The organism is Streptomyces sp. 840.1, from assembly GCF_003751445.1.
Lineage (GTDB): Bacteria > Actinomycetota > Actinomycetes > Streptomycetales > Streptomycetaceae > Streptomyces.
The window spans coordinates 1,707,699-1,719,667 of sequence record NZ_RJUU01000001.1 but is presented as its reverse complement, the minus strand read 5'-3'; the positions used below and the strand labels follow the sequence as shown (position 1 = coordinate 1,719,667).

Sequence of the window (11,969 nt, the reverse complement as noted above, 5' to 3'; positions counted from 1 at the left end):
CGGGATCCCTCAGCCGCGCACATGCAGCGCGAAACCCTGGCGGCCGGCGGACTCCAGCCCCTCCTTCAGGTGCAGCGACGGGATCTCGTAGTCACCGAAGTTCTGCCGCCGGAACGGGATCGGCTCGGCCGACTCCAGGGTGAGCAGCCGCTGCTCCCAGGCCTTGGCGGCGACCGCGTACTCCTCGGCGTCCATCCGGTCGGTGCCGTGCAGCACGAACGGCGGGAGCACCTCGATGCCCGGGTAGTAGAGGATGCCGTGGTGGATCGGGAACAGCAGGTCGTCGATCGGGCCGTTGATCCCGCGGGCCGAGTAGTGCGCCTGCGGACCGCCGACGGTCACCGACAGCAGGGCCCGCCTGCCCGCGAGGGTGCCCTCGCCGTAGCGCTCGCCGTACTTGGTGTCGCTGTGCTCCCCGACGCCGTACGCGAAGCGGTACGTGAACACCCGGTCCACCCAGCCCTTGAGGATCGCGGGCATCGAGTACCACCACAGCGGGAACTGGAAGATGATCGTGTCCGCCCACAGCAGCTTCTCCTGCTCGGCCAGCACGTCCGGGGTGAGTGTCCCGGAGTCGAAGGCCCGGCCCGAGTCCCGGGCCACCCGCAGCGGACTCGATGCGGCGGGACCGTAGTCCGATCCGTCCACGACCGCCTTCCAGCCCATCGCGTACAGATCGCTCACCCGCACCTCGTGCCCCGCCGCCTCCAGCGTGGACACCGCGAGGTCCTTCAGCGAACCGTTGAGCGAGTCCGGTTCCGGGTGTGCGTGGACGATCAGCGTCTTCATGGGAACTCCATCGGATCGGTCGGGCGGTCGGTCGGATGCCTCGATTCTGCGCACCCGGGCGCCCCCTGTTCAGGGGCGCTTCTTCCGTCGGACCGGACTTCCTGGTATCGGCAGGGCCACCCTCCCGCCGCCCCCGCGAGGCCATACTGAAGAGCATGGACGATCTCGCAGGCTTCCTCCGGACCCGGCGCTCCCGCGTCGACCCGGCGTCCGTCGGCATCACCGTCGACAGCCGCCGCCGGGTCGAGGGACTGCGCCGCGAAGAGGTCGCGCACCTGTCCGGAGTCAGCGTCGACTACTACGTACGCCTGGAGCAGGGCCGCGCCACCCAGCCCTCCGAACAGGTCCTGGACGCGCTCGCCCGCGTCCTGTGCCTCGACGAGACGGAACGCGACCACCTCGGCCGGCTCGCCGGTCAGCGCCGCCGCCCCGCGAAGGCCCCGGCCGCGCGGATCAGGCCGGAGCTGCTCCAGGTCCTCGACCTGACCGCCGGCGCACCCGCGATGATCATGAACCACCGGATGGACGTGCTCGCCGGGAACCGCCTCGCCCAGTTGCTCTACGGACGGCCGCTGCCCGGCCTGAACACCGCCCGGCACATCTTCCTGGAGGAGTCCGAGCGCGGCCTCTACGCGGGCTGGGAGACGTGCACCCTCGACGCGGTCGGCCACCTGCGCCTGGCCGCCGGAAAATACCCCGACGACCCCCGCCTGGCCTCGCTGATCGGGGAGCTGTCGATGGGCAGCGAGCGCTTCCGCCGCCTCTGGGCCCGCGCGGACGTGCGCGCCCGCACGCACGGCTGCAAGGCGTACCGGCACCCGCTGGTCGGGCTGCTGGAGCTGCACCAGGAGAACTTCGCGCTGCCCGACGAATCGGGCATGGAGCTCGTGGTGATGGCCGCCGCCCCCGGCAGCCCCGCCGAGGACGGGCTGCGCCTGCTCGCGACCCTGGGCGCGGACAGCGGCAACGCGCAGGCCGCGGTGAACGCCCAGGTCCGCGAGTAACTCACCCGAGGTCGTCGACGAACGGCTGCCAGGCCGCCGCGCGGAACATCAGCAGCGGGCCGTCGGTCACCTTGGAGTCCCGGACGGGGGCGACCTCGGGAAGCCCGTCGAGGACTTCGAGGCAGTTGCCGCCGTCGCCACTGTGCGTGGACTTGCGCCAGGCGCCGACTTCCAGGCAGTTGCCGCCGCCTCTCTCCGGTGGCGGAGTTCGGCGCCCAACAGGGCCCGGGGTGAGGAGGAGGGATCGAGCTTTCTGGGACCCGGCATGACAACTCCCTGTGATGCAGCAGCGGTTGTTGGAACTGCACCTCTTCCAGGCTAACGAGAGATTGGACACGCTGGGTATGCATTGACATTACTCAGCGTGGAAGGAATGGATCATGACGACAACGGAGCGGCGCAGGGTCACGGCGGGCAGAGTGCGGGAGGCGGAAGAGGCGGTCGAGCGGCTGCGGGAAGGGCTCGCGGGGGTCGGGATCACCCTGCCTTCGCTGCGGGTCGACCCGGTCTCGTCGGCGGGGAGCGGGCCGGGCGTGCTCGTCGAACTGGGGCGCTGCAACCTCGACACGGTGCGGCGGCTGAACGGTGTGCTGGACGGGAAGGCGGCAGGTCATGGTGGGTGAGGGCAGTGAGCTGGAGGCGTGTACGCCGGAGCCGGGTTCGTTCGCCGTGGATGTGCGCGACGGGCGGGTGGGCCGGGTGATGGGGCGCGTCGGGCCGTACGTGCAGCTGCGGCCGCCGGGTGGGGGCTCGGAGTGGGAATGCCCGCCCGATTCCGTCCGGCCGGCCTCGCCTGGGCTCGTCCTGCGGGCGCGGGTGACGGAGGTCAACCGGGAAGGGCAGCTGCCTCGGTGACGGTTCGAAGGGCAGCCACGGCGGGCCGGGAATGGGCGCGAATAGCCCGAGGTTCATGCTGAGCATGAACACGGAAAGCGACGCGCAACTGGCTGTCAGAGCGGTACGGGCGGGTGCGGCGGTGGTCCGGGAGATGTACGGGACCTCGCTGCAGCGGTTCGAGAAAGGCGGGGGTGACTTCGCGACGGCCGCCGACGTCGCCGCGGAGAAGGCCATCCTCGATGTGCTGCGAACCGCCCGGCCCGATGACGCGGTGACGGGTGAGGAGAGCGGCCGCACCGGAGCGGAAGCCGCCGAACGCAGGTGGCTGGTCGACCCCTTGTGCGGCACGCTGAACTACGCCGTGAACACCATGGTGGTCGCGGTGAACGTCGCCCTGCGCGAAGGGCCGTCCATCACGGCAGCGGCGGCGGCCGACCCGTTCGGCGGAGAGGTGTTCTGGACGGACGGGGAGCGCGCCCGCCTCCGCAGCGGCGGTACGGACGGTACGGACGAGGAGTTGGCACCCTCGTCCGGATCGCGGCTGGTGGACGTCAACCTCGACCCGCCGTTCCCCAACGCCCCCGGCTTCCGGGCGGTCACGCTGCTGGCCGACCCCGGATTCGCGGAGCACTTCCGGCCCCGCGTGGTCTCCAGCACGCTGGCGGTGACCTGGGTCGCGGCCGGGCGCAGGGCCGCGTACGTCACCGACGGGCGGCTACGCGACAGCGTGCACTTCTCCGCAGGCATCGCGATCTGCCAGGCCGCAGGCTGCGTGGTGACCGACCTGCACGGCCTGCCGCCGCACACCGGGGCGGGCGGCCTGGTGGTGGCGGCCGACGCGGAGACGCACGCCCTGCTCATGGAGATGATCAGGAATCAGGAATCTGGGGTCGGCTGAGGCGGTGGCTCGAACGACGCGTCGCCGTTGAGACAGCGCCCCCGGGGAGGCGATCAGCGGGCGGCCCGAGGAGCCCGGCACCGGCTCGATGGGCCCGGCACCGGCTCGATGAGCCACGCCCGGCTCGCGGCGGTGCCGGGGCACGGGCCGCCCGGGGCGGCGCCGGGCGGCTGCCGTACCGTTCGGGCGGCCCCCCGGCCGACGGAGGGGCCCGCCCGCTCCCCTGCGCCCGTGGAAAGGACGCGCGATGCCCGCCGTTCTCGTCCTGCTGCTCGCCGGCACCTGGCTGCTGTCCGGCGCGCTGGTCACCGGTACCGATCCGCTGATCGTGGCGGTCGGCCGCACCGCTGTGTGCTGCCTGGTGCTCACCGCCGTCGCCGCGTCCAGCGCCCACGGCCGGGCGGATCTGCGGCGGGCCGCGGCCCGGCCGGGGACCGTCTGGCTGCTCGGGCTGCTCGGCTTCGCCGGGTACGCCGCCGGGACCCTGCTCGCGATCCCGCGCATCGGCACCTCCCTCACGAACCTGGTCGTCGCGCTGATGCCGTGCGCCTCGGTGGCCGTCGGCGCGCTGTTCTTCGGCGAACGGTCCGGGCCCCGCAAGGCGGTGGGGGCCGCCCTGGCCTGCGCGGCGGCCGCCGGATACGCGGCGCTGGGCGCGGACGCGGGGGACCTGGACGCGGTGGGGCTGCTGCTGGTCGCGGCGGCCACGGTGGCGTTCGCGGTCTACGGGTTCCTGTACCGGGACCGGCTGTCCGGCCTGCCGCCGCTGGCCGTGCTGCCCGTACTGCTGGCGGCGGCCACCTGCCTGCTGCTGCCGATGGCCCTGCCCGCGCTGATCGGCCACCCTCCGACGCTCGCCGCGACGGGCGGGATCGTGGTGCTCGGCGCGGTCGTCTACGCCCCCGCCTACCTCGTACAGCACCGCCTCATCCTGCGCCGGGGCCCGGTCTTCACGGCGGCCGCCCAACTGGCCGTCCCCTTCACGGTCCGGCTCGGTGACTGGGCCCTGGACACCGCGCCCGCCCCCTCGCCCGCCGAACTCCTGCTGCTGGCGGTGTGCTGCGCGGGGATCGCGCTGGTGACCGTGCGGCCGGCCCGCTCGCCCGGACCGGCCGAACCGGCTGGACCGGCCGAACCGCCCGGACCGGTCGAACCGGCCGCCTCCGAACGGTGAACGGGGCGCGGCTGCGAGCCGGCGACGGGATGCCTTACGGGGCGGTGACTTCCCTGACGAGTCGCGAGTTCCACGGGCAGTGGATCCGGCCGGGCAGGAACGGGCCGCCGACTTCGTCGAGGTGGTCCTCGGTGTAGCTCAGTGTCGCGTCGCAGACCTCGATGGCGTAGTCGAAGAAGCTGACGCTCTCGGGGTCGTAGTGGAAGCTGTACAGCCGGTTGTACTCGGCCGGGTGCTTGACGATCCGGCCGATGACGTGCGGCCGCTCGGAGGTCTCTCCGCCGACCAGCTGCCTGGCGTGCTGGATCTGCTCCTCCTTCACCAGCTTCACCACGAGGTTCCGCTCGCTGTAGCCGTCCGTCATCTCGAAGTAGGCAGGGGCCACCGCTGCCGTCCGGCCGGTGCCGGGGGTGTGCTGTCCGGCCTGGGCGGGCTGGGCGAGCGTGAAGCCGAGCAGGGTCACGGCGGCAAGGCCGGTGAGCTTGGTGAACATGCGGCGCACGAGGGTCTCCACGAGGGGGTAGGAGCCATGATGATCATGACTGGCGTTACGCACTGTATGGCATAGGCGACAGAAAGTGACGATCGTGCTCCAGTGCACCGCGCAGGACGGTGTGAACGAGGAGTTGACGCCCACGCCCGACCTCGCCCCCTGCTCTCCGTACCCCGCACCCCGCTCCGGGTCCGTCGAGCGGTTCCGGCCGCCCGCCGTCATCCGCACGCCCCTGACCTCGGCGTATGAAGATGTCATGCGGCGCACCCCCGTGGGTTCACGGCCGGTACGTGTACCTGTCCCTGTCTGCGCGCGACCGTGAGCTGCCACTGTCTCCGATAGAGCTAGCGGAGGGAGCAGGGCGATGGTGATCGGTGTCCTCGGACCGCTGGTCGTGACCGTCAACGGCACGTCCGTGGTGCCCAGCGCGGCGAAGCCGAGGCAGGTGCTGGCCTTACTGGCGGCCAACCTCGGACGTCACGTGAGCATGGCCGCCATGGCGGAGGAGCTGTGGGACGGAGCTCCTCCTGGGCGGCCCTCGGGTGTGGTGCAGACCTATGTGAAGCAACTGCGGCACGGACTCTCCGCGGCGTTCGAACCGGTCGGCGGACCCGAGGGGAAAGAGGTGCTCATCCGCAGCCACACCGGCTACATCCTGGACCCGCCCGAGGCCGACGTCGACGTGGACGCCAGGGAGTTCGAGCGGCTCGCCCTGCGCGGGCAGCGGGCTCTGGCCGAGGACGATGTCGCGCTCGCCGCCCGCCTCCTGGTGAAGGCGCTGACGGTGTGGCGCGGCCCCGCGCTCGCCGACGTACGGACCGGGCCGGTGCTGGAGACCGAGGTGAGACGCCTGGACGAGGTGCGCCGGGGTGCGCTGGAGAGCCGGATCGCGGCGGACCTGCGGCTGGGCCGGCACGCGGAGCTGGTCAGCGAACTCACCGTGCTCACCACCCGCTACCCGCTTCAGGAGAACCTGCACGCCCAGCTGATCCTGACGCTCTGCCGCTGCGGGCGGTCCTGGCAGGCACTGGAGGTCTTCCGCAAGGTGCGCGCGTCGTTCGTGCAGGAGCTCGGCATCGAGCCCTCGCAGCGGCTCCAGCGGCTGCATCACGCCATTCTCGCCGACGACCCCTCCCTCGCCTCTCCCGCCTACGATTTGGCCGTCTTTTAGCGGTCGCCCGCACCCTCGATGCGTGTCGGCCGGGTACCGCTCCACCGATGGCCGAAAGGTGTGCTGCCGGGCGGGCAGGCGCGCCGCCCGGACCCGTTCACCAGGGCCGGGCGGGTGCGGCCCGCTCCGACGGCCGCAGTCGACCGCGTCGTGCGGCCGGGCCCGGCCGGCACACAGTCGCCGGACGAACCCGAGGCGGAGCAGAATGACGCGATACCTTTCCCAGACGCCCCAGTTACCGACGGACGCTCCGACCGGAGCCGGCGTGCGGCTGTTCTGCTTCCCGTACGCGGGCGGCGGGGCATCGGCGTACCGGCGCTGGCAGCGCGGACTCGACGAGCACGGAGCCGGTGCGCGTGTGCTGCCGGTGCAGCTCCCCGGACGTGAAGGCCGCATCAACGAGCCCAGGTTCACCGATCTCGACGCACTCGTCGAGGACCTGGACGAGCAGCTCGACGAGGAACTGCGGCAGCCGTATGTGCTCTACGGCCACAGCATGGGGGCGCTCATCGCCTACCGGCTGACCGTCCGCCGCCAGCGGCGCGGTGCCCCGCTCCCGCTCGGCCTGGTGCTCAGCTCCTACCGCGCGCCCCATCTGCCCGCACCCACGATCGCGAACCCCCACGCGAGCGACGAGGAGCTGGTGAGCGGCCTGGCGGCGCTGGGCGGGATACCCCGGGTGATTCTGAAGCACCCGGAGTTCCTGTCGGCGCTGCTGCCCGTGGCCCGGGACGACCTGCTGCTGTGCGCCTCCTCGGTGACGCCGGCCGCCGAACCCGTGAAGGTGCCCCTGCACTTGTTCGTCGGAGGCAGGGACCGGCTGGTGACCGTACCCGAGGTGGTGGCCTGGAGGCGGCACGCGGGGCGTGGCTGCGAGGTGCGGGAGATGCCCGGCGGGCACTTCTTCATCCGCGCCCACGAGGACACCTTCCTGCACGAACTCGCCGCCCTGCTGCGTCGCTATGCCCAAGCCCCGGTACTCGCGGGGTCCCTGCCGGTCTGAAGCAGTGCTCAGGAGTGGAGAGACGACGATGAGCCAAGAGACATTTTCCCAGCGCGTGCTGGCCAGGGCACAGGCACGGGGCACGGCGGAGGCGTTCGCCTTCGTGCACGAGACGGACTCGGAACGCTGGGTGGAGCGGCTGACCTACGCGGAGCTCGACGCACAGGCCAAGGACATCGCCTCCTGGCTTCAGGAGCGCGGACTGGCGGGCCGGCAGGTCCTGTTGCTGTACCCGTCGGGCCTGCCGTTCGTCGCGGCCTTCCTCGGCTGCCAGTACGCCGGCGCCGTCGCCGTTCCGGCCCCGCTCCCCGCCGGAGAGCGGCAGTTCCAGCGGCTGTCGCGCATCGCCGCCGACGCGCGGGTCGGGGCGGTGCTCACGACCCGCGAGCACGCTCCGGCCGTCGAGTCCTGGCTGGTGGGCGACAGCCCGGACGCCGTCCCGTGCGTGGCCACGGACGGGGGACCGGTGGGAGACGCCGCGCACTGGCGGGAGCCCGAACCGGAACTCGACGGCCTGGCGTTCCTCCAGTACACCTCGGGGTCGACGAGCGAGCCCAAGGGAGTGATGGTCTCGCACCGCAACCTGATGGCCAACGAGGCCGCGATCCAGCGCTCCCTGGGCTCCGACGCCGACTCCTGCCTGGGCAGCTGGCTTCCGCTGTTCCACGACATGGGGCTCATCGGGCACGTGCTGCACCCGCTCTGGCTCGGAGCAAGGGCCGCGCTGATGGCCCCGGAGACGTTCCTGCGCCGCCCGGTGCGCTGGCTGGAGATGATCGGCGACCACGGGGTCACGATCGGGGGCGGTCCCAACTTCGGGTACGACATGTGCGTACGCCGGGTGAAGGACACCGAGCTGTCCTCGCTCGATCTCTCCCGCTGGGTGCAGGCGTGCAACGGGGCGGAGCCGGTACGGGCGGAGACCATCGACGCCTTCGCGAGACGCTTCGCCCCGGCGGGCTTCCGGCCCGAGACCTTCTTCCCCTGTTACGGAATGGCGGAGACGACGCTGCTGGTGTCGGGCACCCCGCTCGGGCGCCCGGCCGTCACCCGCACCGTCGACACCTGCGCCCTGGAGACCGGGCAGCTCGCCGGGCCCGTGCCGGGCGGGGCCACTCGTACGCTGGTCAGCAGCGGTGTGGTGCGGGCCGAGGACTTCGAGGTGCGGATCGCCGACCCCGCCACCCTGCGGGACCTCGGGCAGGACGGGGTCGGCGAGATCTGGGTGCGCGGGGAGAGCGTGGCGACCGGCTACTGGTCCCGCCCCGGGGCGACCGCCGAGGCCTTCGGGGCGCGGCTCACCGGCGCGGACGGGGCGGTGACGGACGGCTGGCTGCGCACCGGGGACCTCGGTGCCCTCAGCGGCGGTGAGCTCTACGTGACGGGCAGGCTCAAGGAGATGGTCGTGATCAACGGCCGGAACATCTACCCGCACGACGTGGAGACCGCAGCCCGCGCGGCGCACCCCTCGCTGGGCACGGGCGCGGTGTTCGCCGTGCGGCCCGGCGGAGACGTGCGCGAACGGCTGGTGGCCGTCCTGGAGGTCAGGGGCGCCGCCGGCGGACCGGACACGGAGGCGGCGCACCACCAGGCCCTGCTGGACGGGGTGCAGCGCTCGGTCTCGGAGGAGGCCGGTGTGCCGGTGGGCAACGTGCTGCTGGTCGCCGCCGGGACGGTACGGCGCACCACCAGCGGAAAGGTCCAGCGGACCCTGATGCGGAAGCTGTTCCTGGAGGGGCGGCTCGAACCCCTGCTGGCCGTCGTCGAGCCGGCCGTGGAGGAGCTGGTGAAGGGCGCCCCGGTCGGAGTCTCCTGAGGTCGGACGGGAACGCCCGGCCCACCACCGCGGGGTGGCGGGCCGGGCGTTCCCGTCCGGTCCGGGCGGTACTGATGCCCGCCCGGCGGTCAGTGGCTGAGCAGCCAGCCGATCCGGTCGTACGCGAGGATCTGGTAGAGGACCATGATGGCCAGCAGCCACTTCGCGGCCCGGCGGAACCCGGCGTGGTAGAGCGCGGCCACCGCGCCGAAGAGGACCGCGAATTCGAGGAGCAGCCGCAGCGGGCCCGGGGTCTCGAAGTCTGTCTCGCCCGAGCGCGAGGGGTCGTCCGAGACGGCGAACGCGCCCCACGCCCAGCCGATCAGCACCGGCAGGACCACCACCGTCACCCAGCGCCAGGGCGACGGGGTCTTGCGCCAGGCCCAGATGGCGAAGCAGACCAGCGCGGTCAGTTCGAGGAGGAAGCGGACGGCGAGCATGCCGTCGTTGTTGGCGAACGCGAGCGTGTTCATCGGGCCGTCTCCGTCTCTGCCGTGGACTTGAGCGCGCCCAGCCAGCCCTCAAGTACCTTGCGCAGTTTGGAACTGGGGAAGTAGAGGGCGATCAGCGGGCCGCCGATGGACTCCTCGGAGACCACCTCGGTGTGGCCCCGCGCATCCTCGGTGAGCCGGAAGCGGTGCACCGCGCGGGTGCCCGCCAGGACGCCCGTCCAGCACAGCTCCCGCTCCGGTTCGACCACGGCGAGGGTGGACTTGATGGTGATGCCGTTGAGCTTCCAGGTGAACCGCCCGCCGGGGGCCAGGCCGCCGGGGGACTGGCGTACGTACGACACACCCGGCACCCAGGACGGCCAGTCGGGCAAGTCGTGCAGGAGTTGCCACACCCGGTCGGCCGGGGCCGCGATCCGCACGCTGCTGGAGGCGAGGACCGGGGCGTTGTCGTCGATGATGCCGCCCTTGGCGTACTGCTCCTGCAGGGTCGCCAGCGGTGGTCCCACGTACAGGGCGCGGCTGAGTAATGAACGCGATGCGACAGACATGGTGTTTACCTTGCTCCAGGTTGATCGGGACGGGCGAACTGGTGCAACGGGGACGTGAGTTCGGTCCCCAAGTGGTCTCAGGCGGTTCTCGAGTTGCTCTCGGGTGGCTCTCGACCGGCTCTCGGGTGGTGCTCAGGCGGTTCGTTGGCGGGCTGAGTCGGCGCCGGGCGGGCGGTGATCCTCCACATCCTTGCCCGGATCCGGCTCGCTCAGAACGGTGGGCGCGGGGCCGGGCAGCAGCAGGCCGCTGAGCACGGCTCCGGCGGCGACCAGGGCGGCCGCCACCCGGAAACCGTCGGACGCCGCCTGCTCGAAGAGGTGCCCGGTCCGTTCCGAGAGGGGTGCGGCGCCCGCAGCCGTGCTGTATCCGTGGGCGAGGACGGTGCCGACCACGGCCACGCCGAGGGCGTTGCCCAGCTCCTGCATGGTGTCGTTGAGCGCCGCCGCGTTGCCCGAGCGCTCCGGCGGTACGAGGCCCATCACGGTGTCCGTCGCCGGCGCGAGCGCCAGGCCGACTCCGATCCCGCACAGGCAGAGCCCGGACAGCACGCCCGGGTAGCCCTCGGGCACCGTCCCGAGCGTCCAGATGCCGGTCGCGGTGACCGCCAGACCGCCCGCCACACCACCGCGCGGCCCGGCACGGCGGGCCAGCCAGGGCGCGGCGGCCGAGCCGAGCCCGACGGCGAGAGCCAGCGGCGCGACGGCGAGACCGGCCCGCAACGGCCCGTAGCCGAGGGCGAACTGCAGGTACTGGGTCAGCACGAAGAGGGTGCCGGCGAGCCCCAGGAAGAGCAGCATGTTGCCCACGCTCGCCCCCAGGAACGCGGGTCTGCGCAGCAGGACGAAGTCCACCATCGGATACGGGTGCCGCCGCTCCCAGGCCACGAAGAGCGCCCCCGCCACCCCGGCCGCGCCGAACGAGGCGAGCACGGTCGCGGACGTCCAGCCCCGGTCCGCCGCGTGGATGGCGCCGTACACGAGGCCCACCATGCCGGCCGAGCCCAGGACCGCGCCCAGCGGATCGGCCGGGCGGGGCACCGGCGCCGCGGACTCCGGCAGCAGGACGGCTCCGGCGACGAGCACCGCGGCCACCGGCAGCAGGTTGACCAGGAAGACCGAGCCCCACCAGAAGTGCTGGACGAGTGCCCCGCCGACGACCGGGCCCGCGGCGACGCCCAGCGCGGAGGTGCTGCCCCACACGGCGATGGCCCTCGGCCGTTCCTCCTCGGGGAAGACGTCGACGAGGATCGACAGCGTGCCCGGCATGACGAACGCCGCGGCCACCCCCATCACCGCCCGTGCCGCGATGAGCTGCCCGGCACCGTCCGCGGCCAGTGCCACCAGTGATCCGGCCCCGAAGAGCGCCACGCCGAACAGCGTGGCCCGCTTGCGGCCGTACCGGTCGGACAGGGTGCCCGCGGTCAGCAGCGTCGCCGCGAACACCAGCGCGTAGCCGTCGACGATCCACTGCGTCAGGCCGATTCCGGCGTGCAGGTCCCGCATCAGGCTGGGCAGCGCCACATGGAGCAGGCCGTTGTTGAGGATGATCACGAAGAGGGCGAGCGAGAGGATCCCGAGCACCGGCCAACGCCGCGGGTCCGGGCCGGCCGAGCCCCTGTCCGTACGCAACTCCCGCATCGGGGTCCTTCCCTTGCCGTCGTGAAGGCAGCGGCACGTGCGTGCGCTCCGTCCGTCACCTTCGCCGGGACTGCTGAAGCCCCGCTTGAGCAGGAGGCACAGCCCCCGCCCGGAGCTCACGGCGCCGTCGTCTTTAGCAGGGCCAA

At 72.4% G+C, this 11,969-nt stretch carries 14 protein-coding genes and 1 pseudogene; 8 read left to right on the top strand and 7 right to left on the bottom strand.

The features are described from left to right. Positions 1 to 9 precede the first annotated feature (9 nt). Entirely contained in the window at positions 10 to 789 is a 780-nt protein-coding gene (locus EDD93_RS07985; protein WP_123524492.1) for an NAD(P)H-dependent oxidoreductase, read from the bottom strand. Positions 790 to 944: 155 nt separating this feature from the next. Between EDD93_RS07985 and EDD93_RS07980 the strand changes: the two genes are divergently transcribed. Next, entirely contained in the window at positions 945 to 1,793 is an 849-nt protein-coding gene (locus tag EDD93_RS07980) for a helix-turn-helix transcriptional regulator (RefSeq protein WP_123524491.1), read from the top strand. Between the two features lies 1 nt (position 1,794). On the opposite strand, the gene EDD93_RS07975 is transcribed toward EDD93_RS07980, so the two are convergent. Together EDD93_RS07975 and EDD93_RS40130 are read right to left on the bottom strand one after the other, a co-directional pair. Then, the gene (locus EDD93_RS07975; RefSeq protein WP_398905009.1) at positions 1,795 to 1,968 is read right to left on the bottom strand and encodes a DUF397 domain-containing protein; all 174 of its coding nucleotides are present in this window, start codon (positions 1,966 to 1,968) and stop codon (positions 1,795 to 1,797) included. An 8-nt stretch (positions 1,969 to 1,976) separates the two neighbouring features. Then, a pseudogene (locus tag EDD93_RS40130) lies at positions 1,977 to 2,060 on the bottom strand (transcriptional regulator); the annotation flags it as partial. A 113-nt stretch (positions 2,061 to 2,173) separates the two neighbouring features. On the opposite strand from EDD93_RS40130, the gene EDD93_RS07970 reads away from it, so the two are divergent. The 4 genes from EDD93_RS07970 to EDD93_RS07955 all read left to right on the top strand — a co-directional run bounded on the left by EDD93_RS07970 (position 2,174) and on the right by EDD93_RS07955 (position 4,702). Next, positions 2,174 to 2,416, top strand: coding sequence for a hypothetical protein (locus EDD93_RS07970; protein WP_123524490.1), 243 nt, complete (start codon positions 2,174 to 2,176; stop codon positions 2,414 to 2,416). Further along, positions 2,406 to 2,648, top strand: a complete 243-nt coding sequence (locus EDD93_RS40125; RefSeq protein WP_123524489.1) for a hypothetical protein — start codon at positions 2,406 to 2,408, stop codon at positions 2,646 to 2,648. Before EDD93_RS07970 ends, EDD93_RS40125 begins: the two co-directional genes overlap by 11 nt. A gap of 55 nt (positions 2,649 to 2,703) precedes the next feature. Further along, the gene (locus EDD93_RS07960) at positions 2,704 to 3,528 is read left to right on the top strand and encodes an inositol monophosphatase family protein (protein ID WP_123524488.1); all 825 of its coding nucleotides are present in this window, start codon (positions 2,704 to 2,706) and stop codon (positions 3,526 to 3,528) included. A 247-nt stretch (positions 3,529 to 3,775) separates the two neighbouring features. Further along, positions 3,776 to 4,702, top strand: coding sequence for a DMT family transporter (locus EDD93_RS07955; protein WP_123524487.1), 927 nt, complete (start codon positions 3,776 to 3,778; stop codon positions 4,700 to 4,702). A gap of 34 nt (positions 4,703 to 4,736) precedes the next feature. On the opposite strand, the gene EDD93_RS07950 is transcribed toward EDD93_RS07955, so the two are convergent. Continuing rightward, entirely contained in the window at positions 4,737 to 5,216 is a 480-nt protein-coding gene (locus tag EDD93_RS07950; RefSeq protein WP_260255659.1) for a calmodulin-binding protein, read from the bottom strand. A gap of 343 nt (positions 5,217 to 5,559) precedes the next feature. Here EDD93_RS07950 and EDD93_RS07945 point away from each other — a divergent pair, with 343 nt between their 5' ends. From EDD93_RS07945 to EDD93_RS07935, 3 genes are all read left to right on the top strand, one after another. Next, positions 5,560 to 6,366 (top strand): AfsR/SARP family transcriptional regulator, encoded by an 807-nt coding sequence (locus EDD93_RS07945; protein WP_123524486.1) that lies wholly within the window; start codon positions 5,560 to 5,562, stop codon positions 6,364 to 6,366. A 265-nt stretch (positions 6,367 to 6,631) separates the two neighbouring features. After that, a complete protein-coding gene (locus tag EDD93_RS07940; RefSeq protein WP_260255658.1) occupies positions 6,632 to 7,369 on the top strand; it encodes a thioesterase II family protein in 738 nt (245 codons plus the stop codon). 28 nt (positions 7,370 to 7,397) lie between these two features. Next, a complete protein-coding gene (locus EDD93_RS07935) occupies positions 7,398 to 9,185 on the top strand; it encodes a fatty acyl-AMP ligase (RefSeq protein ID WP_123524485.1) in 1,788 nt (595 codons plus the stop codon). Positions 9,186 to 9,274: 89 nt separating this feature from the next. On the opposite strand, the gene EDD93_RS07930 is transcribed toward EDD93_RS07935, so the two are convergent. The 3 genes from EDD93_RS07930 to EDD93_RS07920 form a co-directional block, all read right to left on the bottom strand. Next, on the bottom strand, positions 9,275 to 9,658 hold the full coding sequence (locus EDD93_RS07930; protein ID WP_123524484.1) for a YrdB family protein: 384 nt from the start codon (positions 9,656 to 9,658) through the stop codon (positions 9,275 to 9,277). Continuing rightward, entirely contained in the window at positions 9,655 to 10,185 is a 531-nt protein-coding gene (locus tag EDD93_RS07925) for an SRPBCC family protein (RefSeq protein WP_123524483.1), read from the bottom strand. Before EDD93_RS07925 ends, EDD93_RS07930 begins: the two co-directional genes overlap by 4 nt. 132 nt (positions 10,186 to 10,317) lie before the next feature. Next, positions 10,318 to 11,823: an MFS transporter gene (locus EDD93_RS07920; protein WP_123524482.1), complete on the bottom strand. Its 1,506-nt coding sequence runs from the start codon at positions 11,821 to 11,823 to the stop codon at positions 10,318 to 10,320. Positions 11,824 to 11,969: the final 146 nt, after the last annotated feature.